The sequence below is a fragment of the Brevundimonas subvibrioides ATCC 15264 genome (assembly GCF_000144605.1).
Taxonomy (GTDB): domain Bacteria; phylum Pseudomonadota; class Alphaproteobacteria; order Caulobacterales; family Caulobacteraceae; genus Brevundimonas; species Brevundimonas subvibrioides.
Genome location: NC_014375.1, coordinates 1,313,325 through 1,333,432, shown reverse-complemented (window position 1 = coordinate 1,333,432; position 20,108 = coordinate 1,313,325). Strand labels below are relative to the sequence as shown.

General features: G+C 68.8%; 26 protein-coding genes. 12 read left to right on the top strand and 14 right to left on the bottom strand.

Features of this window, described 5'->3' with window-relative positions; translation table 11 throughout:
• Nucleotides 1–6: 6 nt before the first annotated feature.
• On the bottom strand, nt 7–321 hold the full coding sequence (gene hspQ / locus BRESU_RS06615) for a heat shock protein HspQ (RefSeq protein WP_013268752.1): 315 nt from the start codon (nt 319–321) through the stop codon (nt 7–9).
• Between the two features lie 148 nt (nt 322–469).
• Between hspQ and BRESU_RS06610 the strand changes: the two genes are divergently transcribed.
• Nucleotides 470–1,585 (top strand): Ppx/GppA phosphatase family protein, encoded by a 1,116-nt coding sequence (locus BRESU_RS06610; RefSeq protein ID WP_013268751.1) that lies wholly within the window; start codon nt 470–472, stop codon nt 1,583–1,585.
• Here the strand turns inward: BRESU_RS06610 and BRESU_RS06605 are convergent.
• The 5 genes from BRESU_RS06605 to purE form a co-directional block, all read right to left on the bottom strand.
• Nucleotides 1,552–2,442, bottom strand: coding sequence for a peptidylprolyl isomerase (locus tag BRESU_RS06605; RefSeq protein WP_013268750.1), 891 nt, complete (start codon nt 2,440–2,442; stop codon nt 1,552–1,554). The two genes, BRESU_RS06610 and BRESU_RS06605, sit on opposite strands and share 34 nt — an antisense overlap.
• Nucleotides 2,439–3,320 carry a peptidylprolyl isomerase gene (locus BRESU_RS06600; protein WP_041761391.1) on the bottom strand — a complete coding sequence of 294 codons (882 nt, stop codon included), beginning with the start codon at nt 3,318–3,320 and terminating at the stop codon, nt 2,439–2,441. Before BRESU_RS06600 ends, BRESU_RS06605 begins: the two co-directional genes overlap by 4 nt.
• Nucleotides 3,321–3,327: 7 nt before the next feature.
• Nucleotides 3,328–3,810: a pantetheine-phosphate adenylyltransferase gene (gene coaD, locus BRESU_RS06595; protein WP_013268748.1), complete on the bottom strand. Its 483-nt coding sequence runs from the start codon at nt 3,808–3,810 to the stop codon at nt 3,328–3,330.
• Nucleotides 3,811–3,879: 69 nt separating this feature from the next.
• On the bottom strand, nt 3,880–4,974 hold the full coding sequence (locus BRESU_RS06590) for a 5-(carboxyamino)imidazole ribonucleotide synthase (RefSeq protein ID WP_013268747.1): 1,095 nt from the start codon (nt 4,972–4,974) through the stop codon (nt 3,880–3,882).
• Complete coding sequence (purE, locus tag BRESU_RS06585; RefSeq protein WP_013268746.1) at nt 4,975–5,466, bottom strand: 5-(carboxyamino)imidazole ribonucleotide mutase; 492 nt, start codon at nt 5,464–5,466, stop codon at nt 4,975–4,977.
• Between the two features lie 129 nt (nt 5,467–5,595).
• On the opposite strand from purE, the gene BRESU_RS06580 reads away from it, so the two are divergent.
• Nucleotides 5,596–6,192 carry a GGDEF domain-containing protein gene (locus BRESU_RS06580; RefSeq protein WP_013268745.1) on the top strand — a complete coding sequence of 199 codons (597 nt, stop codon included), beginning with the start codon at nt 5,596–5,598 and terminating at the stop codon, nt 6,190–6,192.
• 156 nt (nt 6,193–6,348) lie between these two features.
• Here BRESU_RS06580 and BRESU_RS06575 read toward each other — a convergent pair whose 3' ends face one another.
• The 3 genes from BRESU_RS06575 to BRESU_RS06565 are packed head-to-tail and all read right to left on the bottom strand — an operon-like array spanning nt 6,349 to nt 7,760.
• A complete protein-coding gene (locus tag BRESU_RS06575) occupies nt 6,349–6,573 on the bottom strand; it encodes a YdcH family protein (protein ID WP_013268744.1) in 225 nt (74 codons plus the stop codon).
• Between the two features lie 39 nt (nt 6,574–6,612).
• The gene (locus BRESU_RS06570) at nt 6,613–7,143 is read right to left on the bottom strand and encodes a TIGR02444 family protein (RefSeq protein WP_013268743.1); all 531 of its coding nucleotides are present in this window, start codon (nt 7,141–7,143) and stop codon (nt 6,613–6,615) included.
• Nucleotides 7,140–7,760, bottom strand: coding sequence for a UbiX family flavin prenyltransferase (locus tag BRESU_RS06565; protein WP_013268742.1), 621 nt, complete (start codon nt 7,758–7,760; stop codon nt 7,140–7,142). Before BRESU_RS06565 ends, BRESU_RS06570 begins: the two co-directional genes overlap by 4 nt.
• A 125-nt stretch (nt 7,761–7,885) precedes the next feature.
• Here BRESU_RS06565 and BRESU_RS06560 point away from each other — a divergent pair, with 125 nt between their 5' ends.
• Nucleotides 7,886–8,059 (top strand): YdcH family protein, encoded by a 174-nt coding sequence (locus tag BRESU_RS06560; RefSeq protein ID WP_013268741.1) that lies wholly within the window; start codon nt 7,886–7,888, stop codon nt 8,057–8,059.
• Nucleotides 8,060–8,117: 58 nt separating this feature from the next.
• On the opposite strand, the gene BRESU_RS06555 is transcribed toward BRESU_RS06560, so the two are convergent.
• Entirely contained in the window at nt 8,118–9,245 is a 1,128-nt protein-coding gene (locus BRESU_RS06555) for a mechanosensitive ion channel family protein (RefSeq protein WP_013268740.1), read from the bottom strand.
• Nucleotides 9,246–9,301: 56 nt separating this feature from the next.
• Nucleotides 9,302–10,954 (bottom strand): electron transfer flavoprotein-ubiquinone oxidoreductase, encoded by a 1,653-nt coding sequence (locus BRESU_RS06550; RefSeq protein WP_245528629.1) that lies wholly within the window; start codon nt 10,952–10,954, stop codon nt 9,302–9,304.
• A 195-nt stretch (nt 10,955–11,149) separates the two neighbouring features.
• On the opposite strand from BRESU_RS06550, the gene BRESU_RS06545 reads away from it, so the two are divergent.
• Nucleotides 11,150–11,935, top strand: a complete 786-nt coding sequence (locus BRESU_RS06545) for a uracil-DNA glycosylase (protein ID WP_013268738.1) — start codon at nt 11,150–11,152, stop codon at nt 11,933–11,935.
• Between the two features lie 146 nt (nt 11,936–12,081).
• Complete coding sequence (locus tag BRESU_RS06540; RefSeq protein WP_013268737.1) at nt 12,082–13,827, top strand: lytic transglycosylase domain-containing protein; 1,746 nt, start codon at nt 12,082–12,084, stop codon at nt 13,825–13,827.
• Here the strand turns inward: BRESU_RS06540 and BRESU_RS17735 are convergent, their stop codons facing one another.
• Both BRESU_RS17735 and BRESU_RS06535 read right to left on the bottom strand, forming a co-directional pair.
• Entirely contained in the window at nt 13,828–13,962 is a 135-nt protein-coding gene (locus BRESU_RS17735) for a hypothetical protein (RefSeq protein ID WP_013268736.1), read from the bottom strand. It lies immediately after the preceding gene.
• A gap of 84 nt (nt 13,963–14,046) precedes the next feature.
• Nucleotides 14,047–14,715: a glutathione S-transferase gene (locus BRESU_RS06535; RefSeq protein ID WP_013268735.1), complete on the bottom strand. Its 669-nt coding sequence runs from the start codon at nt 14,713–14,715 to the stop codon at nt 14,047–14,049.
• Between the two features lie 140 nt (nt 14,716–14,855).
• Between BRESU_RS06535 and purB the strand changes: the two genes are divergently transcribed.
• The 4 genes from purB to BRESU_RS06515 all read left to right on the top strand — a co-directional run bounded on the left by purB (nt 14,856) and on the right by BRESU_RS06515 (nt 17,839).
• Complete coding sequence (gene purB, locus BRESU_RS06530; RefSeq protein ID WP_013268734.1) at nt 14,856–16,151, top strand: adenylosuccinate lyase; 1,296 nt, start codon at nt 14,856–14,858, stop codon at nt 16,149–16,151.
• A gap of 13 nt (nt 16,152–16,164) precedes the next feature.
• Nucleotides 16,165–16,503: a hypothetical protein gene (locus BRESU_RS06525; RefSeq protein WP_013268733.1), complete on the top strand. Its 339-nt coding sequence runs from the start codon at nt 16,165–16,167 to the stop codon at nt 16,501–16,503.
• Nucleotides 16,504–16,623: 120 nt separating this feature from the next.
• Nucleotides 16,624–17,112, top strand: coding sequence for a DNA-deoxyinosine glycosylase (locus BRESU_RS06520; RefSeq protein ID WP_013268732.1), 489 nt, complete (start codon nt 16,624–16,626; stop codon nt 17,110–17,112).
• Between the two features lie 103 nt (nt 17,113–17,215).
• Nucleotides 17,216–17,839: a fasciclin domain-containing protein gene (locus BRESU_RS06515; RefSeq protein ID WP_013268731.1), complete on the top strand. Its 624-nt coding sequence runs from the start codon at nt 17,216–17,218 to the stop codon at nt 17,837–17,839.
• A gap of 152 nt (nt 17,840–17,991) precedes the next feature.
• Here the strand turns inward: BRESU_RS06515 and BRESU_RS06510 are convergent, their stop codons facing one another.
• Nucleotides 17,992–18,315 (bottom strand): DUF1476 domain-containing protein, encoded by a 324-nt coding sequence (locus BRESU_RS06510; RefSeq protein ID WP_013268730.1) that lies wholly within the window; start codon nt 18,313–18,315, stop codon nt 17,992–17,994.
• Nucleotides 18,316–18,615: 300 nt separating this feature from the next.
• Here BRESU_RS06510 and purC point away from each other — a divergent pair, with 300 nt between their 5' ends.
• From purC to BRESU_RS06495, 3 genes are read left to right on the top strand one after another with little or no spacing between them, the layout of a single operon-like run.
• Nucleotides 18,616–19,374 (top strand): phosphoribosylaminoimidazolesuccinocarboxamide synthase, encoded by a 759-nt coding sequence (gene purC, locus BRESU_RS06505; protein WP_041762193.1) that lies wholly within the window; start codon nt 18,616–18,618, stop codon nt 19,372–19,374.
• Nucleotides 19,374–19,610 (top strand): phosphoribosylformylglycinamidine synthase subunit PurS, encoded by a 237-nt coding sequence (gene purS, locus BRESU_RS06500; RefSeq protein WP_013268728.1) that lies wholly within the window; start codon nt 19,374–19,376, stop codon nt 19,608–19,610. Before purC ends, purS begins: the two co-directional genes overlap by 1 nt.
• On the top strand, nt 19,597–20,085 hold the full coding sequence (locus BRESU_RS06495; protein ID WP_013268727.1) for a hypothetical protein: 489 nt from the start codon (nt 19,597–19,599) through the stop codon (nt 20,083–20,085). The genes purS and BRESU_RS06495 overlap by 14 nt, the downstream gene beginning before the upstream one ends.
• The last annotated feature ends 23 nt before the right edge of the window (nt 20,086–20,108 follow it).

The window sequence follows — 20,108 nt, the reverse complement described above, 5'->3', positions numbered from 1 at the left end:
CGAACGTCAGTGGATCGGCTGGGCCCGGGGCGCGCGGTGGCCCGCATCGTCCATGGTGAACCACTGTGCCTGGTCCGCGTCCGTCAGGGGCGCGACGTCGGGGTCGTGCTCCAGCACGGCCTCCGCCGCGTAGACGAGGAAGCCGGTGTCCTCCCCCATCGCCAAGACCCGGTAGAAGGGCTGGTCGCGGTGGTCCGGGCCGGGCTCGTTGGACGGGCCGGCATAGGTGGCATCGACGTCGACGACCACGCCGCGGAAGGAATCCTCGCGATGGCGGACGATCTGGCCGAGGCCGAATTTGGCAGTCAGGGACTGGGTCATGGCGAACGATTACGCCCCCGGGCCTGAGCGGGACGCCGTACGACCTGTTCATCTTCGCGTCAGATAGGCTTGGCGCGGACGATCAACGCGCATTAGGTTGATCGGGACGGGCGCCCGTCCCGGTTGCGCCCATGCGAAAGTTCGGCCCATGCCGGCACCCGAGGGCGCGCCCCGGCGGCGCGACGAACGGTCCCGGGTCCAGCGGGCGTCGAGGGGGGAAACGTCGGGTCGCGACGGTCCCGTCTATGGCGCGCTTGATCTGGGGACCAACAACTGCCGCCTGCTGATCGCGCGCCCGGCGCGGGACGGCTTTCGTGTGGTCGACAGCTTCAGCCGGATCGTGCGCCTCGGCGAAGGCCTGTCGCGCACGGGGCTTCTGGACCAGGCCGCCATGGACCGGGCCTATGACGCCCTGGCCCTGTGCGCCGAGCGGGTCGTCCGGCGCGGCGTCGACTCGACCCGGCTGAGCGCCGTCGCCACCCAGGCCTGTCGGCAGGCCGAGAACGGGGCCGCCTTCGTCGAGCGGGTCCGCATCGGCACCGGTTTGAAACTTCGGATCATCGACCCGGTCGAGGAGGCCCGTCTGTCGGTCGAGGGGTGTCTGAACCTGTTCGATCCGGGGGCCGAGGCCGTGCTGGTCATCGACGTCGGCGGCGGTTCGACCGAACTGTCCTGGTTGCGCAAGTCAGGGGCCGAAATGAAGACCGTGGCCTGGCTGTCGGTGCCGCTGGGCGTCGTCACCCTGGCCGAGCGCCACCCCGAGCCGGAAGCCTCGGGCGAGGCCTGGTACGAGGCGATGGTCTCGGACATGACGGCGGCCCTGGCCGCAGGCAGCTTCAACGACCCGGAGTTCCGCCGACTGTATTCAAGCGGCAGGGGCCATCTGGTCGGGACGTCGGGCGCGATCACCTCGCTGGCGGGCGTGCATCTGAACCTGCGCCGCTATCAGCGGGATCTGGTCGACGGTCTGTGGATGACGCGGGACGAATGCGACGCCGCGGCCGCCCGGCTGAAGGCCATGGGCCCGAGGGGCCGCGCCGCCGAATCCTGCATCGGTCCGGACCGCGCGGATCTGGTGCTGGCGGGCGCGGCCATCCTCGATGCCGTGCAGCGGGCCTGGCCCAGCGACCGGGTCCGCGTCGCCGATCGGGGGCTGCGCGAGGGACTGCTGCTGCAGCAGATGCGTCAGGCCCGGCGGCCGGTCCGCCGCCGTCGCGGACGCAACCGGTCTCAGACGGCCGGGGCGGCCGGTCCCGAGACCTGAACGGGCAGGTCCACGTCGCAGATCGAGAAGTCCGCGCCGCGCGCCGTCCGCACGCCGTCGACCAGGGTGCGGAACGCCGCCGAGGACGCATCCATGACCTGGATCACCGGCCGCTCGGTATCGGGCAGGTCCGAGGCGATCCGAACCCGCGTCATGCGGTCCGGATCGGCGGTGACCATGCCGTTCTCGCCGTCGCCGACCTTGATCGCCCGCACCACGTCCAGCCCCGACACGACGCGACCCCAGATGGTGTAGCGCTTGTCCAGCGCGGGATAGGGCTGGCGCATCAGGAAGAACTGGCTGTTGGCGCTGTCGTTCGCCTCGTCGCGCGCCATGCCGGCGACGCCCGGACAGTAGGTGCCCCAGCCGTGGACCTTTCCGTCGGCCGTGGTTGCCATAAGCGCCGTCGGCTGGGTCTGGATCGGCAGGCTGTTGAGGAAGCCCAGCGCCGCCCCGGCCGGGGCCGCGACCTCGGCGAACGGGGTCTCGGGCGCCCGCCGGAAGGTGAACTCGGCCTTCAGGTCGGGGTACGGGCTCTGACCCTCGCCGGTGCCCAGCGGATCGCCGGTCTGGGCCATGAAGCCGTCGATCACGCGGTGGAAGACGATCCCGTCGAAGAACCCGCGGCGGGCCAGCACCCGCATCCGCTCGACATGCAGGGGCGCGGCCTCCGGCGTCATCTCGACCAGGATGCGGCCCCGGTTCGTGTCGATGACCAGCAGGTTCTCGGCCGGGACCGTGCGCCAGTCCGTGGCGACGGCCATCGGCGCGTCGGCGGCCAGGGTCGCCGCCTCCTGGGCCTGGGCGGTCGACGCCCCGGCCAGCAACAGCAGCGCGAGCGCCGACAGACGGATCATGGCGCGACCACCTCGGTTACCGGCTGGACGTCGCAGACGCTGAAGGCCGTGCCCTTGGCCGCCCGGGTCTCGGCCACATGGGCCTGGAAGGCGGCCGAGCGCGGATCCAGCACCCGGACCGACGGGCGTTCGGCGTCCGGCAGGGTCGAGGCGGTGCGGACACGGGTCATGGTGTCGGGGTTTGCGCCCACCTTGCCGTCTTCGGCCTCGGGGCCCGACTTCAGGCGCGACACGACGTCGAGCCCGGACACGACCCGACCGAAGATGGTGTAGTTGCCGTTCAGCGTGTCGTTGCGTCCCATCATCAGGAAGAACTGGCTGTTGGCGCTGTCGGGGCTGCCGGCGCGGGCCATGCCCAGGACACCGCTGCAGAACAGGCCCGTGGCCGGGGTCTTGAAGTCCGCCGTGACCATCATCTGGGCGTCCGGCTGGGTGACCACCGGGATCGAATGGATGAAGCCCACCAGGCCGGTGCCCCCGCCCTCGACCGGGGCGAAGCCGGCGTCGCGTCCCCGGCGGAAGGTGAACTCGGCCGGGACGTTGGGCAGCTCGGAGCCGCCCGCGCCGGTGCCCAGCGGATCCCCGGTCTGGGCCATGAAGCCGGTCAGGACCCGGTGGAACGTCAGCCCGTCGTAGAAGCCCTGGTCCGCCAGGGTGCGCACGCGCACGACATGGTTCGGGGCGACCAGCGGATCCAGCTCCACCAGGATGCGGCCCTTGGACGTGTCGATCACCAGCAGGTTCTCGGGCGCGATCGTCCGCCAGTCGGTCGCGGCGGGCGCGGTCTGGGCGGTGGCGGTCAGGCCGGGCGCCAGGGCGGGCATCAGGACCGACAGGGCGGCGGCGACGGCGAACGGCGTGAGCTTCAAGCGGGGCATCCTGGGGTTAGCGTTTGACTCTGGCGCGCACGGCGGCGGCGACGGCGGGGCTGACGAAGCTGTCGATGTTTCCGTCCAGCCGGGCGATCTCCTTGACCAGCCGCGAGGCGATGGCCTGGTGGCGCGGATCGGCCATCAGGAACACGGTCTCGATGTCGTCATTGAGGCGCTGGTTCATGGCCGTCATCTGGAACTCGTACTCGAAGTCCGCGACGGCGCGCAGGCCCCGGACGATGACGTTGGCGTCCAGATGCTCGGCGAAATGCATCAGCAGGGTCGAGAAGGGCTGGACGTCGATGTCGCTTCCCAGTCCGGCGACCTCGGCCCGCACCATCTCGACGCGCTCGGCGGTGGTGAACAGGGGCCCCTTGTCGTCGTTCTGGGCGACGCCGATGACCAGCCGGTCCACCAGCTTCACGGCCCGGCCGATGATGTCCAGATGCCCGTTGGTGACGGGATCGAAGGTGCCCGGATAGAGCCCGATGCGCATGGCGTTATGTTCTCCCCGGACAGGCTGATCTAGCACCCGCCCGCCGATCCGGTCCAGATGAAGACGAGGTCAGCCGAGCGGCCGCACCCGGTTGACGTGACCCATCTTGCGGCCGGGCCGGGCGTCGGTCTTGCCGTACAGATGCAGGCGCTGGTCCGGCCGGGCGGAGACCCGGGACCACTGCTCGACCTCGTCGCCCAGCAGATTGGTCATCTCGACCCGGGCATGGGCCGCCGTCGGCCCCAGCGGCCAGCCCGCGATGGCGCGGATATGCTGCTCGAACTGGTCGCAGACGCAGCCGTCCTGGGTCCAGTGTCCGGTGTTGTGCACGCGGGGCGCGATCTCGTTCACCAGAAGCCGGCCATCGCCGAGATCGAACAGCTCGATGCCGATGACCCCCACATAGGCCAGCCCGTCGAGCACGGCGGCGGCGATGGCCTTGGCACGACGCTCGGTCTTCGCATCGATGACGGCCGGGGCCTGGGTAGTCCGCAGCACGCCGCCCGCATGGCGGTTCTCGCCCAGCGGATAGACCGCCACCGATCCGTCCCGCCCGCGCGCCGCGATGATCGAGAGCTCGCGGATGAACGGGGCTTTAGCCTCCAGGATCGCGGGGCGCCCGCCCAGCGACGCCAGCGCGGCCCCGGCCTGTTTCGCCGACTTGATCCAGACCTGGCCCTTGCCGTCGTAGCCGTCGCGGCGGGTCTTCAGCAGCGCGGGCAGGCCCAGCGCCTCCAGCCCCGCCGTCAGGTCGTTCAGCCCGTCGACGGCGACGAAGCCGACGGTGGGCGCGCCCACGGCGTTCAGGAAGGTCTTCTCGTCCACCCGGTCCTGGGCCACGGCCAGGGCCGTCGGGCCCGGCGCGACCAGGGCCCCGGCCTCGGCCAGCCGTTCGACCGAGCTGGCCGGCACGTTCTCGAACTCGAAGGTGACCACGTCGCAGACGCGGCCGAAGACGGTCAGGGCCGTGGGGTCATCGTAGGCGGCGACGATCTGGCCGCGCGAGACCCGTCCCGCCGGACTGTTCTCCTCCGGGTCCAGGATGACCACGTCGAAGCCGAGGCGCGAGGCGGCCTGCGACAGCATCCGGCCCAGCTGTCCGCCGCCCAGGATGCCGATGGTCGACCCGGGGGCCAGGGGGGAGACGTCAGCCACGGCGCGCAATCAGTCCTCGACCGTTTCGTGCACGGCCTCGGTCTGGGCCTCCAGGAAGGCCTCGAGCCGACCGGCCAGCCCTTCGTCGGACAGGGCCAGGATCTGGGCCGCGAGGATGCCGGCGTTCTTCGCGCCCGCCTCGCCGATGGCCAGGGTCGCCACGGGCACGCCGCCCGGCATCTGGACGATGGACAGCAGGCTATCGAGCCCCTTCAGCGCCTTGGACTGGACCGGCACGCCCAGCACCGGCAGGGGCGTCATCGAGGCCGCCATGCCGGGAAGGTGCGCGGCCCCGCCGGCGCCCGCGATGATGACCTTGTAGCCCGTCGCCCTGGCCGTGGTCGCGAAGTCGAACAGGCGTGCGGGCGTCCGGTGCGCGGAGATCACGCGCGCGTCCCAGGCGACCCCCAGACGGTCCAGCGCGTCGGCCGCGTGTTTCATCGTCGGCCAGTCCGAGCGGCTGCCCATGATGATCGCCACCGGCGCGGTCGTCGTCGTCATGGTCTGGAAGGCCCTTGGCTACGAAAGCGGCCGGTTACAGCACGCACGTTGCGCCCGCAACTCACGGCGTTAGCCTAGCGGTGTGCCTCACCTGTGTGAGTCGCGCACCCCCCGGAGCCCACGCCCCTCGTGACCGACGCCGCCGAAATCCACAGCGCGAGCGATCCCCATGCCGAGATCGCGCGCCTGCGCGCCGAGGTCGAGGCCCTGCGGGCCCAGACGATTGACCTTGCCAGGAGGGCCGAGGCGGCCGAGGCCGCGGCCGATCACGACGTCCTGACGCCCGTCCTGAACCGGCGCGGCTTCGTCGCGGCCCTGCAGCGGGCCATGGCCTACTGCACCCGCTACAAGGTGCCCGCGGTCCTGCTGTATCTCGACCTGGACGGGTTCAAGGGCGTCAACGACAGCCTGGGCCATGCGGCCGGCGACGCCGCCCTGGTCCGGGTGGCCGAACTGCTGCTGGAGAATGTGCGCGCCACCGATGCCGTGGGCCGGCTGGGCGGCGACGAGTTCGGCCTGCTGCTGCTCAACGCCGGGATCGACGAGGGGCGGGAGAAGGCCGCCGGTCTGAAGGCGGCGCTGGCGCAGGCAGACTTCCGCTACGAGGGCCAGCCCGCGCCCCTCGGGGGGTCGTTCGGGGTGCGGGCCTTCACCGGCCAGGCCGATGTCGAGACCTGGCTGGCCGAGGCCGATGCGGCGATGTGGGTGCGCAAACGCGGCCGATAGTCTTTGTTTATCAGATGGATAGCGACGCTAGTGGCGTTTTCGCCCGAGGTCGCCGACGCGTCGAAATGGACTCTGAAAAACCGAGTCCAACGTGTGCAATGTCAAAGATTTCAATCGCTTCTCTGAAATCCGTTGGACTCATGGAGTCCAACGGGTTCAGGCGATGATGTCGGGCAGGATCCGGCTCTCGATCTTCACGATCTCGTCGCGCAGAAGCAGCTTCTTGCGCTTCAGGCGCGCGATCAGCAGCTGGTCCGGGATGGGCATGTGCGAGAGGGCCTCGATCGAGGCGTCGAGGTCCGAATGCTCCAGCCGCAGCAGCTTGACCTGGGCCTGCAGCGCCAGTTCGTCTTCGGACAGAAACGGTTGGTCGTCGTTCATCGGATACCCTGCGCGCGCCGGCTTATACCGCTTCGCCCCTCACGCCGGAAGCCGTTCGGCGAGCGCGATCAACGCGGGCCGGGGCACCACGCGGCTCCAGACCCGGGCCACGGCGACCAGGCCTTCGATCGCCGGACGGCGCGGGCCGTCCGGCGTCGGCGTCAGGGCCTCGAGCCCCGCCAGCAGATGCCGTTCGGCGGCCAGTTCGACGGCCTTGACCTGATCCCGCAGGGTCTCGCGCGCGGCATCGTCGATGTCCGGCACCGGCAGTTTCAGCGTCCTGCGCATGGCGCGCAGCGGGGTCACCGCGACCCGGTCCCAGGCCCGGGCGGCATCGCAGCCCGCCTCGATCGTGTCCTCGTCCAGCGACCGGCCCGAGGTCGCGGCCCAGGCGGCCCAGAGCAGCAGCGGGACGTTCTGGCCGTTCACGTCCTGGAGACTGAGGCAGACGTCCGCCACGCCCTCTGCGCGGTAGGCCTTCAGGGCCCAGGGCCAAAGGGCCTGTTGGGCGCTATCGCTCGCGACACGGTCGCTCCCTGCTTGAGCGCGGCTCGGGGCGTCTTCGCTCATGCGGGGTCGGTCGCCGGGCCCTTGAGCCCGTCCCAGCGCCGGACCGATCCCCAGTCGAGACCGAACAGGTCCAGCGCCCGGCCCACCGACTGGTCGACGATGTCGGCGATGCTCTCGGGCCGCGCATAGAAGGCCGGCAGCGGAGGCGCGATGATCGCCCCCATCTCGGTCAGGGCCGTCATGGTCCGAAGGTGGCCCAGGTGGAACGGGGTCTCGCGCACCATCAGGACCAGCGGCCGGCGCTCCTTCAGCACCACGTCGGCGGCGCGGGTCAGCAGGGTCGAGGTCACGCCCGTGGCGATCTCGCTCATGGTCCGCACCGAACAGGGGGCCACGATCATCCCCAGCGTCCGGAACGAGCCCGAGGCGATGGTCGCGCCGACGTCGTTCAGCTTGTGAACCACGCTGGCCCGGGCCGTCAGCTGGTCGGGCGTGAGGTCGGTTTCCTGCGACAATGTGAGCAGGGCCGCGCGGGTGACCACAAGGTGGCTTTCGACCCCGAGTTCGTTCAGCGCATCCAGCACGCGGGCGCCGTAGATCACGCCCGATGCCCCCGCAATGCCGACCACGAGGCGGCTGGGCGGGTTCCGTACGGCTCCGTTCACATCATGGTCCATATTGGTGGTCAGGCTGCCCGCGTGTCCGGGAAATTAACGGTCCGTTGACGTCACCGAACCGTGATTTCACAGACCGCAATTCCGGGCGCTCACTGTGTGGTCCCTTAGACATGGAGGCGCAAGCCATGACCATCGAAGCTCGTATCCGCGAACTGGGAAATCGTCACCGCCAGCTGGACGAGACGATCCAGCGGGAGTTCGGACGGCCCGCCGTGGATGAGTTGCAGGTCAGGGAGCTGAAACGAAGGAAGCTCCGCCTGAAGGAGGAAATCACCAGCCTGGAGGCCAGGGCAGGCTAGTCCCGGTCTCCGCCAAAGAAACGAACGGCCCCGGGAGCGATCCCGGGGCCGTTTTTCGTCAGGCGGGGCGGGGCGACCCGGCGGTCTCGAGGGCCCGGGCCCGGTCCAGCGTCATGCGATCCCGCGGCAGGGCTTCGGGGCATTCATCGCGCATGAAGGCCAGCATCTTCTCGCGGATCTCGCAGCGCAGATCGAAGGCGACGGGGGCCGAGCGCGCGCTGGCCAGGCAGCGGACCTGGGCGACGCGGTCGGTGATGTCGGTGACCTGCAGGTTGACGACGTCGCCGTCCCAGAGAGGCGACGCGCGGCAGATGCGTTCCAGCTCGGCGCGGAGCCGGTCCATCGGGGCCTCGTAGTCGACGTACAGCATGGCCGTGCCGATCAGGCGTGAGGTCTCGCGCGTCCAGTTCTGGAACGGGGTCTCGATGAAGTAGCTGAGCGGCAGGATCATCCGCCGCCAGTCCCACAGCTTGACCACCACATAGGTCGAGGTGATCTCCTCGACCGTGCCCCACTCGTTCTCGACGATGACGGCGTCCTCGATGCGGATCGGCTGGGCGGTGGCGATCTGGATGCCGGCGATCAGGTTCTTCAGCACCGGCTGCAGGGCCAGACCGGCGATGATGCCGACGACCCCGGCGGAGGCGAGCAGCGAGATCCCCCACTGGCGCACCGCCCCGATGGTCATCAGCGCCAGGGCCACTGTCACCGCCCCGATCAGGATGATGGCGGCGCGCTGCAGGATGCGGGTCTGGGTGATGTGCTTCCTGGCGACGAGGTTGTCCTCGGCCGCCATGTTGAACTTCCGCATGTAGACGATCGCCCACATGTCGACCGCGCCGGCGACGATCCAGCCCAGCACCAGGATGGTCAGGAACAGCAGGACGGCGCGGACGCTGGCCGAGGGGTCCGGGTCCAGCGGCGAGACGGTGATCGAGAAGCCGATGGCGATCAGGATGATCAGGATACGCAGCTTCTGGCGCGCCCGTTCGACCACGCCACGCCAGAACAGGTCGCGGTTCTTCACCAGCCGACGCAGGATCGAGAACACCACGCGGTGCACGAGCCATCCCGCGCCGGTGAAGACCGCCACGACGATGGCCACGACGGCCCATTCGGGCAGCCAGTAGAACTGTCGCCAGAGGACGGCGATCCGGTGGGTAAGGTCGACGATTTCAGGGGGCATCCGGTCACAAACGCACGGCCACGCTTATGGTTCGAACGCGACCGCCGACGTGTCCCCTACATGTTCGGGTAGTTCGGGCCGCCGCCGCCCTCGGGCGTGGTCCAGACGATGTTCTGCGACGGATCCTTGATGTCGCAGGTTTTGCAGTGGACGCAGTTCTGGGCGTTGATCTGGAAGCGCGGGTCCGACTTCGTCGCCTCGTCGGCGTACAGCACCTCGTACACCCCGGCCGGGCAGTAGAGCCGCGCGGGTTCGCCGTATTTCGGCAGGTTCACGCGGATCGGCACGGACGGGTCCAGCAGCTTCAGGTGCGCGGGCTGTTCCTCGGCGTGGTTGGTGTTGGAGATGAACACCGACGACAGCTTGTCGAAGGACAGCTTTCCGTCCGGCTTCGGATAGGTGATCGCCGTGTGCTTCGAGGCCAGTTCGGTCGAGGCGGCGTCGGTCTTGCCGTGCTTCTGGGTGCCGAAGACCGACAGGCCGAACAGGTGGTTGGTCCACAGGTCGAAGACGCCGAAGGCTCCGCCCAAGGTCGTGCCGAACTTCGACAGCAGGGGCTTGGCGTTGCGGACGCCCTTCAGCTCCTTGAACACCCAGCTGGCCTCGTAGGCGGCCTGGTATTCGACCAGTTCGTCCCCGCTGCGGCCCGCGATGACGGCGTCATAAGCGGCGTCGGCGGCCAGCATGCCGGTCTTCATGGCGTTGTGGCTGCCCTTGATCCGGGGCACGTTCACGAACCCGGCCGAACAGCCGATCAGGGCACCGCCCGGGAAGGCGAGCCTGGGCACCGACTGCCAGCCGCCCTCGGTGATCGCGCGGGCGCCGTAGGAGATGCGGGTGCCGCCCTCCAGATGCTCGGCGATGGCGGGGTGGTGCTTGAAGCGCTGGAACTCGTCGAACGGCGACAGGAACGGGTTCTTGTAGTTCAGGTGCACGACGTAGCCGATGGCCACGTAGTTATCGCCGAAATGGTACATGAAGCTGCCGCCGCCGGTGTGCTCGTCCAGCGGCCAGCCGGTGGTGTGCTGGGCGAGGCCCGGCTGGTGCTTCTCGGGCGGGACCTGCCACAGCTCCTTCAGGCCGATGCCGTATTTCTGCGGCTCCTTGCCGTCGGCCAGCTTGTGGCGGGCGATGATGGTCTTGGCCAGCGAGCCGCGGACGCCCTCGGCGATGAAGACGTACTTTCCGTGCAGCTCGATCCCGGGCTGGAAGTCGCCGGTCGGCTGGCCGTGCTTGTCGATGCCGAAGACGCCGGCGACGACGCCCTTCACCCGGCCGGTCGGCTCGTCCCAGACCACGTGGCTGGCGGCCATGCCGGGATAGACCTCGACGCCCAGGGCCTCGGCCTGCTCGCCCAGCCAGCGGGCGACGTTGGCCAGGGAGGCAATGTAGCAGCCGTCGTTGTGCATCATGGGCGGCAGGGCGAACATGGGCAGGCTGACCTGGCCCATCGGCCCGAGCACCATGAACCGGTCCTTGGTGACGGGCGTCTCCAGCGGTGCGCCGCGTTCCTTCCAGTCGGGGAACAGCTCGCGCAGGGCCTTCGGATCGATCACGGCCCCGGACAGGATGTGCCCGCCGACCTCGGCCGATTTCTCGAGCACGGCGACGCTGATCTCCTTGCCGTCCTTTTCCGCGCGCTGCTTCAGCCGGATGGCGGCGGACAGGCCGGCGGGGCCGCCGCCGACGATGACGACGTCGTATTCCATGACCTCGCGCTCGACGCCCTGGAGCGCTTCCAGCGGCGGCAGGTTGTCGATGATGGCTTCCTGCGCCGCGGTTTCGGCGCCGCCTTCGACAGCTTGTTCGGCCATGGGGTCGGGAATCCTTGGTTTTGTCTGTGCACCCGCCTTATCGGAAGGTGACGCGAGGGCGGTCAAGGCCTATCCCTGACGCATACGACCATGAACGCCCAGCCCCGTGAAACCGCTGCGATCGAAAGCCTGCTCGCCTTCTGGCGCGACGCGGGGGTGGACGCCTGTTTCGAGGATGCGCCGCAGGACCGGACGATCGTGGTGGCCCCGGCGCTCAAGGCGGTCACCAGGGCCACGGCCTCGGTCATGCCCGTGGTCGACATGGGCGACGCCACGGCCGACGCGCGCCGACTGGCGAACGGCGCGGACACGATGGAGGCCCTGGAAGCCGCGGCGGCGAGCTTCAGGGGCTGCGAGCTGGTCGGCATGGGCGCGCGGGGCTGCGTCTTCGGGCGCGGCGACCCGCATGCCCCGGTGCTGGTCATCGGCGAGGCACCCGGCGCGGAGGAAGACGCCACGGGCCAGCCGTTCGTGGGACAGCCCGGCAAGCTGCTGGACAAGATGCTGGCCGCGGCGGGTCTGGCCGACAAGGTGTTCATCACCAACACCGTCTTCTGGCGGCCGCCCGGCAACCGGACGCCGACGCCGCAGGAACAGGCCGCCTGCGCGCCGTTCGTGGAGCGGGCCTTCTTCCTGATGAAGCCGCGGGCGGTGCTGCTGCTGGGGGCGGCCGCAGCGCGGTCGGTGCTGCGCACCGAGGACGGAATCATGAAGGTCCGGGGCCACTGGCGCGAGTGGCGGCTGACCGAGGGCGATGTGACCGCCCCCGTCATCGCCACCCTGCATCCCGCCTTCCTGCTGAAACAGCCGCAGGCCAAGCGTCAGGCCTGGGCGGACATGCTGGAACTGGCCGCGCGGCTGGAGGCGGACGCCTGAGGAACCGGCGTGTTCTGACGGCTGACGTCGATGTGATTGATGCAGCGCACGGATTCCGGCATAGTCCCTGCTTGACGACCGATCGCAGACCGCGCGTTTGATCCCGAATTGAAACGGGGGACGCGTCGCACGAGGGGGCCGCCGCCTTGTTCAGTTTCCGCCGCCGCGCGTACCTCGCGCCGACGTTCGCCCTCGTTCTGGCCGCCCTGTCAGGCGTCGCAGCGCCGTCGCTGGCTGCCACGGACGCCGCTACAGGACCTGAAGGCGCCGCATCCGGCGCGGATGACGAGAACGGCCCGCGCATCACCCCGACCGCGCTGTCGAACGCCGACCGGCTGAGCTACACCACCGCCTTCGACGCCCTGCGGCGCGGCGACCTGGCCACCGCGCGGGCCGCGGCAGCGGCCGCGGGCGACCACGTCCTGGTCGGTCAGGTCGAGTTCGAGCGCCTGTTCCACCCCGACTATACCGCCACCTACGAAGAGCTGGCGACCTGGCTGCAGACCTATGCCGACCTGCCCTGCGCCCAGAGGGTCTATGCCCTGGCCATGCGGCGTCGTCCCGACGGGGCCGAGGAACCGCGCCGTCCGACCGGCACCTTCTTCAGCCGCACCTGGGATGCTGTGGCCGCAGGCGGGGGAAACTCCGAGGCCGATCCGGCCAAGGCCGCGCGCGTCGCCCTGAACCACGACGACCTGACGAGCGCGCTGACGCTGGGCGAACAGATCGGCGACTGGTGGACGGTGGGGCTCGCCGCCTGGCGAACCGAGGATTATTCGCGCGCCTTCACCGCCTTCGAGCGCGTTGCCAACGATCCGACGGAGGACGCCTGGACCCGCTCCGGAGCCGGCGTCTGGGCCGCGCGCGCCGCCAGCCGGTCCGGCCGCCAGGACCGGGTCCGCGAGTTTCTCACCGTCTCGGCCCGCTGGCCGGCGACCTTCTATGGCCAGATCGCCCTGCGTCAGCTGGGCGAGGAGCCCGCCGTGCTGAACGGCGGCCCGGTCCCCTACTCCGCCGTGGCCCAGGCCATCTCGGTCTCGGACGAGCCGGTCGGCATCAACCAGCGCGAACTCGACAACTTCGTGCGGAACGACCCGCGCGCGCGGCGCACCGTGGCCTTCTTCGAGATCGGCCGTCGCAGCGACGCCCAGGACGAGCTTCGCAACGGCCTGCGCACGGCGACCGACCGCTCGCGCCGGCTGTGGACGGGCCTGGCCCGCGTCATGGCACCCCGGATCATGGGATCGAACGGCGGCGACGTCAGCCGGATCAATGCCGAGAACTATCCGATGCCGGACATCGTGCCGGAAGGCGGATGGACGCTGGAACGCTCGCTCGTCTATGCGATCGCGCGCAAGGAAAGCGGGTTCAACGCCCAGGCGAGGTCGCCCGTGGGGGCCTACGGCCTGATGCAGGTCATGCCGACGACGGCGGCCGAGATGACCGGCGACCGCAGCTTCGTGTCCAGCCCGCAACAGCTGTTCCAGCCGGCGACCAATGTGCGCCTCGGCCAGACCTATGTGAACCGGATGCTGGCGCGACCCGAATTCCAGGGCGACCTGCTGCGCGCCGTGTCCAGCTACAACGCCGGGCCGGGTCCGATGCTGGGCGCGCTGCGCCGGCTGGGCCCGGATGCGGATCCGCTGCTGCTGATCGAGATGATCGACGTGCCGCAGGCCCGCGAATACGTCGAGAAGGTCGTGGCGGCCTACTGGATCTATCAGCGGATGACGGGCGGGCCGCTGAACACGCTCGATGCCCTCGCCGGCGGCCAGACCCTGATCCCGATCAGCCTGGACTATGTGGCACCGCCGCCCCAGCCCCTGGCCCCGCCGACGACGCTGGAGGCCGTGCTGATCGCCTCGGCCAACACGCCGACCGGAACGCGCTGACTACAGCAGGCTGCCGACCAGCGAGGCGCACAGGCAGCAGCCGACAAGAATGAACATCGCATAGCTCATCAGCGTCGGACGACGCTGGGCGACCGGCGGGCTCAGGTTCGGAACGACGGACGACGGCGCGGACATGAGAACATCTCGTTGAGCGGCACACGATAACGGCGTTCCCTTAAGGTCGGGTTCGCAGGTCTCGTTAATGCAGGTGACGTCCGCTCAAGGCTGCTTCGTGGCCGCCAGTTCCGTCCACTCCAGGAAATCCGGCTGTCGTAGCAGTTCGGCCACATAGCTGGCCGCCGTGCCGTCGTCGCCGAAGGCGGACAGGTCGAACTGGTAGTGACGGAAGCGGGTCGCCACCGGGGTCAGGAACGCGTCGGGCATCGACCATTCGCCGAACAGATACGGCCCGGCCGCGCCGAACCGGCCGCGCATCGTGCGGATGATCTCGACCAGCCGTCGCACATCGGCCGCGACCGCCTCCGACGTCGGGGTCGGGGCCCGGTCGGGGCCGACCATGGTGTGGATGACGCCGCCGGCATCGGGCCCCATGCCGCATTCGGTGCGCAGGGCCATGAAGGACGAATGCATCTCGCAGGCCACCGAGCGGGCGAGCCAGCGGGCGTGACGGTCGGACGGCCAGAGCGCGGCGTCCGGAAACATCTCCGACGCCCAGACCGAGATCGCCATCGAATCCCAGATCGTCTCGCCCTCGACCTTCAGCACCGGCACCTTGCCGGTCGGCGAGTGCTGGGCCAGCAGCCGCGCCGAGTCGGGGCCGTAGAGCGGCACCTCGGTGGTGGTGAAATCCGCCCCGCAGCGCTTCAGCACCAGCCAGGGCCGCAGCGACCAGGTCGAGAAGGCGATGTTGCCGACGATCAGTTCCATGGACGCTCTCTTCCTGTGAGTGTGGCCCCATCCTGTACCCCGGAAACGACCGGGGTCGAGAGGGAGCCCCCTTGTCGCGCGATAAGGAGAGTTGCCGCGCGGCTTGACTCCCATGCCGGTGCGACCGACACGCACGGCCCATGATCACGCGCTATTCCCGCCCCGAAGCCGTCGCCATCTGGTCCTCCGAGACCAAGTACAAGATCTGGTTCGAGATCGAGGCCCACGCCGCCACCAAGATGGCCGAGCTGGGCGTGATCCCGACCGAGGCCGCCGAGGCCATCTGGGCCAAGGGCGAGCACGCCGCCTGGGACAGCGACCGGATCGACGAGATCGAGCGCACCACCAAGCACGACGTCATCGCCTTCCTGACCCACGTCTCCGAGACCGTCGGTGAGGAAGCCCGCTTCCTGCACCAGGGCATGACGTCGTCGGACGTGCTGGACACCTGTTTCGCGGTCCAGCTGGCGCGGTCGGCCGATCTGCTGATCGCCGGCACGGACCGGGTCCTGGCCGCGCTGGAAGCCCGGGCGAAGGAGCACAAATACACCCCGACCGTCGGCCGCAGTCACGGCATCCACGCCGAGCCCGTGACCTTCGGCCTGAAGCTGGCCGGCTATCACGCCGAGTTCCAGCGGGCAAAGCGCCGCCTGATCACCGCCAGGGAAGAGATCGCCACCTGCGCCATCTCGGGCGCCGTCGGCACCTTCGCCAACGTCGATCCGGCGGTCGAGGAATACGTCGCGGAGAAGATGGGCCTTCAGGTCGAGCCGGTCTCGACCCAGGTGATCCCGCGCGACCGCCACGCGGCCTTCTTCGCGGCCCTGGGTGTCGTCGCCTCGTCGATCGAGCGGCTGGCGGTCGAGATCCGCCACCTGCAGCGCACCGAGGTCCTCGAAGCCGAGGAGTTCTTCGACAAGGGCCAGAAGGGTTCGTCGGCCATGCCGCACAAGCGCAACCCGATCCTGACCGAGAACCTGACCGGCCTGGCCCGTCTGGTCCGCTCGGCCGTGACTCCGGCGATGGAGAACGTCGCCCTGTGGCACGAGCGGGACATCAGCCATTCGTCGGTCGAGCGCGGCATCGGCCCGGACGCCACCATCCATCTGGACTTCGCCCTGAACCGCCTGGCCGGGGTGATGGAGCGGCTGCTGGTCTATCCGGACAACATGCAGAAGAACCTCGACAAGCTGGGCGGCCTTGTCCATTCGCAGCGCGTCCTGCTGGCCCTGACGCAGCTGGGGCAGTCGCGCGAGGACAGCTATGCAGCCGTCCAGCGCAACGCGATGAAGGTCTGGCGCGGCGAGGGGAACTTCCTCGACTTCCTGAAGGAAGACCCGGAGGTCATCGTGCCCGACGCCGACCTGGAGGCCCTGTTCGATCTCGGCTACCATACCAAGCATGTGGACACCGTGTTCCGGCGGGTGTTTCCCTAGATAAGGAACCGCGATGCTAAGCCTGGCTGCCATCCTGCTGGCGTCGCTCTTGCACCCCGCTCAGGACAGCCAAAGTCCCGAAGAAGGCATTGAGCTGACCCGGGACATCAACTCCGCCGAACTGACCCGCTGCATGGGCAACATGGTCGGGTTCCGGAACATCCGGGTGACGTGCGTCGTCGGGCCGGACGGCGTACCCGAACAATGCCAGGTCGTCTCGACCAATCCGACGGTGCTGCGATATCGAAGCCGATTCGAATGCATGGGCAGGGCGATGCGGATCACGATGCCCGACGGCTCGTCTGCCGCCGGCCGAAGGTTTTCCTTCAGACTGCAGGGCAGATCGGGATGACGACGCCTTGCCGAACCGCATGAGTCGGATCACGGGTGGCCCGGATAGGTCCCTGCGGTCAGGACAGACGAGACGCGCTAACCGACCCTGCTTTCCCTGCGCCCCCTGCCCGGGCGTCGTATGATCAAACGGGCCTTCCCCCCGGTCGTCGACGCCGACACGCGCCTGCTGATCCTGGGCAGCCTGCCCGGCGACGCCTCCCTGGCCGCACAGCAGTACTATGCCCACCCGCAGAATGCCTTCTGGCGGCTGGTCGGGCGGGTCGTCGGGCGGGATCTGGTCGCCCTGCCCTATCCCGAGCGTCTGGAGGCCCTGCAGGCGGCCGGCATCGGGCTGTGGGATGTCATCGCGGGCGGGGAACGCAGAGGCAGTCTCGACGCCGCGATCCGGAACGCCGAGCCCGCCGACCTGAAGGCCCTCATCAGCACGCTGCCAGCGCTTCGCGGCGTGGCGTTCAACGGGGCCCTGTCGGCGCGGAACGGGCGGCGGTTGCTGGGCGAACGCGCCGACCTGACGCTGATCGACCTGCCCTCGTCCAGCCCCGCCCATGCCCGCCCGTTCGAGCAGAAGGCGGCGATCTGGGACCGTCTGGCGGTCACGCTGCGGTAACCTGTCGCGCCGGAAAACGTGATCGGGCAGGCATCCTTTATGTCCCCCAACCGTCTTTACCCCGGAGCCGCGACGCAAGCGGCAATCCTCAGGAGAAGACGCCATGAACACCCGCATGCTGACCCTTACCGTCGCCTCGGCCGCCCTGCTGGGCCTCGCCGCCTGCAACAGCGGCGCCGAGACCGAAGCCCCGGCCGCAGACGCCACGGCCACCGACACCGCCGCCATGGCACCCGCCACCACCGACCCGATGGTCGGCGGCGCGTCCATGAGCCCCAACGAAACCATCGTCGCCAACGCCGCCAAGGCCTCCAACCTGACCACCCTGGTCAGCGCCGTCCAGGCCGCCGGTCTGGCCGAGACCCTTTCGGGCACCGGCCCGTTCACGGTCTTCGCGCCTGACAACGCCGCCTTCGAGAAGATCCCGGTCGCGACGCGCGAATCGCTGATGGCCCCGGCCGGCAAGGCCGATCTGACCAAGATCCTGACCTATCACGTCGTCCCGGGTCGCCTGACCGCGGCTGATCTGGCCACCCAGGCCCAAGCCAACGGCGGCAAAGTCGCGCTGAAGACGGTTGAAGGCGACGAGCTGACCGTCACGGTCAACGCCGATGGCTCGGTCACCCTGACCGACGAGAATGGCGGTTCGTCCAAGGTCACGCAGGCCGACGTGCTGCAATCGAACGGCGTCGTGCACGTCATCGACACCGTGGTCATGCCGGACTGATTTTCCGGTGAACCTTTCGCGTCGTCCCGCATTCTGAAGGGGCGCTCAACACGCGAAGCCGTCGGGTGAGGCTATCCCCCCAGCCCCCGACAAAGGAAGGGCCGCAGTTCCCCCACTGCGGCCCTTTTCTTTTGGCTGGTTTTCGAGGCGGCCTATTCGCCGGCGCGGACCTGGTCGCGGGCCATGGATGCCAGTTCGTCCATCTTGGAGCGGATCTCGCCCTCGGACACCGTCAGGCCGGAGCCCTTGAAGTCGCCGGCGATCTTGCGGAACACGTCTTCCTCGCCCGGCTGCTCGAAGTCGGCGCGGACGACGGCCTTGGCGTACTCCTCGGACGAATCGGCGCTCAGACCCATCTTCTCGGCCGCCCAGAGGCCGAGCAGCTTGTTGCGGCGGGCCATGGCCCGGAATTCCTGGTCCTGATCGAGTGCGAACTTGGACTCGAAGCCCTTTTCCCGATCGTTGAAGGTCGTCATCAGTCGTCAATCGCTCCGTCGCGGGACGAAACACAGGGCATCCCGCGTCGGTGATCTACAGCCGCGCCCCGTGCGAACGCAACGAATAACGGCGCGTGTCGTGCTCGCCCGCGACGGGAAGTTCGGCCCTGTGGCTGCGATGCGCCTGCGGCCTGCCGTTTGTGTCGCATGCCGATTTCCGTTATGGGACCAGCAACAAATCTCCGCTCAGCTCGAGGCCGGATCGCGCCGCCCAGACGTCCCTCTGGCAGCGCGATTTTCGTTTCTGGCGAAGGCCTCATCCCGTCAGGGACCACGATGATGAATTCGAAGCGCAAGAAGATCTACGAAGGCAAGGCCAAGATCCTGTACGAAGGGCCGGAGCCCGGCACCCTGATCCAGTACTTCAAGGACGATGCCACCGCCTTCAACGCGCAGAAGAAGGCGACCCTGGAAGGCAAGGGGGTCATCAACAACCGCATCAGCGAGTTCGTGATGAGCCGCCTGAACGGGATCGGCGTCACCAACCACTTCATCAAGCGGCTGAACCTGCGCGAGCAGCTGATCCGCGAAGTCGAGATCATCCCGCTGGAAGTGGTGTGCCGCAACATCGTCGCCGGATCGCTGGCCACGCGCCTGGGACAGGAAGAGGGCACGCCCCTGCCCCGCTCGATCATCGAATTCTATTACAAGAAGGATGAGCTCAACGATCCGATGGTGACGGAAGAGCACATCACTGCCTTCAACTGGGCTAACACCCAGGAGATCGACGACATCCTGGCCACCACCGTGCGCGTGAACGACTATCTGTGCGGCATGTTCGGCGCCGTCGGCATCACCCTGGTGGACTTCAAGATCGAGTTCGGCCGGGTCTGGGAGAACGACTTCAGCCGGGTCATCCTGGCCGACGAGATCAGCCCGGACAGCTGCCGCCTGTGGGATACGGCGACCGGCGAGAAGATGGACAAGGACCGCTTCCGCCGCGACCTGGGCCAGGTGATCGAGAACTACACCGAGGTCGCGCGGCGTCTGGGAATCATGAAGGACATGCCGACCGTCATCCAGGGGGGGCTGCACTGATGGCCAAGGTCAAGGTTCACGTCTTCCTGAAGCCCGGCGTGCTGGACGTTCAGGGCAAGGCCGTCGAAGGCGCGCTGAAGGGTCTCGGCTGGGCCGGCGTCGCCAACGCCCGCGTCGGCAAGCTGATCGAACTGGACCTGGATGGCGTGGACGATCCCGCCGCCGAGGCGAAGAAGATGTGCGAAACGCTGCTGGCGAACACGGTGATCGAGAGCTACCGGGTTGAAGTGGCCTGAGGCGGTCATTCTTCTGACGATCGGCGGGGCCGCCGCGCTCGGCGCGTGGTCGGCTGAGAGACCCGGCGTGCCGCTGCATGAGTGGCAGTCGCTGGATTGCTCCAAGGGCTTCGAAGCCTTGGTTGCCAAGATCAAATCAGAACCTGGCACGCTGGACTGGGGATCTGACGATGAACCGACCCGACTGATTCAGCAGTTCGGCAAGGAGCAATACTACATCGTCACCAACCCCACCCACCCGGCCCATCCCGCGATCATTCACCGCGGGCCGCTCGTCTATTCGGAAGGGGTCGGGATGATCCTCGAAGGCTGTGCCTTCGGTGACCGGGCGGCGCTGGACGACGACTTGCGGGCCTACGAGCGCATGGACCAGGCGATGGATGCGGAGTTCAGCTGCGCTCTCTGCTCCCCGCGATGGCGTTCCCCCGCACTCCTGCGCAATATCGAGTCCCACGCGACCCCGCCGCCGCTCTAGGGCCTTCGCTTTGCATAAGGCGC

Bases quoted from the DNA above. Each gene is read 5' to 3' on its own strand.
- BRESU_RS06575 (WP_013268744.1), bottom strand. From the start codon at position 6,573: ATGAACGACGACCAACCGTTTCTGTCCGAAGACGAACTGGCGCTGCAG.
- purB (WP_013268734.1), top strand. From the start codon at position 14,856: ATGATCACGCGCTATTCCCGCCCCGAAGCCGTCGCCATCTGGTCCTCC.
- purE (WP_013268746.1), bottom strand. From the start codon at position 5,466: ATGACGACGACGACCGCGCCGGTGGCGATCATCATGGGCAGCCGCTCG.
- BRESU_RS06560 (WP_013268741.1), top strand. From the start codon at position 7,886: ATGACCATCGAAGCTCGTATCCGCGAACTGGGAAATCGTCACCGCCAG.
- BRESU_RS06570 (WP_013268743.1), bottom strand. From the start codon at position 7,143: ATGAGCGAAGACGCCCCGAGCCGCGCTCAAGCAGGGAGCGACCGTGTC.
- purC (WP_041762193.1), top strand. From the start codon at position 18,616: ATGAATTCGAAGCGCAAGAAGATCTACGAAGGCAAGGCCAAGATCCTG.
- BRESU_RS06535 (WP_013268735.1), bottom strand. From the start codon at position 14,715: ATGGAACTGATCGTCGGCAACATCGCCTTCTCGACCTGGTCGCTGCGG.
- purS (WP_013268728.1), top strand. From the start codon at position 19,374: ATGGCCAAGGTCAAGGTTCACGTCTTCCTGAAGCCCGGCGTGCTGGAC.
- BRESU_RS06550 (WP_245528629.1), bottom strand. From the start codon at position 10,954: ATGGAATACGACGTCGTCATCGTCGGCGGCGGCCCCGCCGGCCTGTCC.
- BRESU_RS06545 (WP_013268738.1), top strand. From the start codon at position 11,150: ATGAACGCCCAGCCCCGTGAAACCGCTGCGATCGAAAGCCTGCTCGCC.
- BRESU_RS06510 (WP_013268730.1), bottom strand. From the start codon at position 18,315: ATGACGACCTTCAACGATCGGGAAAAGGGCTTCGAGTCCAAGTTCGCA.
- BRESU_RS06555 (WP_013268740.1), bottom strand. From the start codon at position 9,245: ATGCCCCCTGAAATCGTCGACCTTACCCACCGGATCGCCGTCCTCTGG.
- BRESU_RS17735 (WP_013268736.1), bottom strand. From the start codon at position 13,962: ATGTCCGCGCCGTCGTCCGTCGTTCCGAACCTGAGCCCGCCGGTCGCC.
- BRESU_RS06525 (WP_013268733.1), top strand. From the start codon at position 16,165: ATGCTAAGCCTGGCTGCCATCCTGCTGGCGTCGCTCTTGCACCCCGCT.
- BRESU_RS06515 (WP_013268731.1), top strand. From the start codon at position 17,216: ATGAACACCCGCATGCTGACCCTTACCGTCGCCTCGGCCGCCCTGCTG.
- BRESU_RS06520 (WP_013268732.1), top strand. From the start codon at position 16,624: ATGATCAAACGGGCCTTCCCCCCGGTCGTCGACGCCGACACGCGCCTG.
- BRESU_RS06605 (WP_013268750.1), bottom strand. From the start codon at position 2,442: ATGATCCGTCTGTCGGCGCTCGCGCTGCTGTTGCTGGCCGGGGCGTCG.
- coaD (WP_013268748.1), bottom strand. From the start codon at position 3,810: ATGCGCATCGGGCTCTATCCGGGCACCTTCGATCCCGTCACCAACGGG.
- hspQ (WP_013268752.1), bottom strand. From the start codon at position 321: ATGACCCAGTCCCTGACTGCCAAATTCGGCCTCGGCCAGATCGTCCGC.
- BRESU_RS06600 (WP_041761391.1), bottom strand. From the start codon at position 3,320: ATGCCCCGCTTGAAGCTCACGCCGTTCGCCGTCGCCGCCGCCCTGTCG.
- BRESU_RS06610 (WP_013268751.1), top strand. From the start codon at position 470: ATGCCGGCACCCGAGGGCGCGCCCCGGCGGCGCGACGAACGGTCCCGG.
- BRESU_RS06565 (WP_013268742.1), bottom strand. From the start codon at position 7,760: ATGGACCATGATGTGAACGGAGCCGTACGGAACCCGCCCAGCCGCCTC.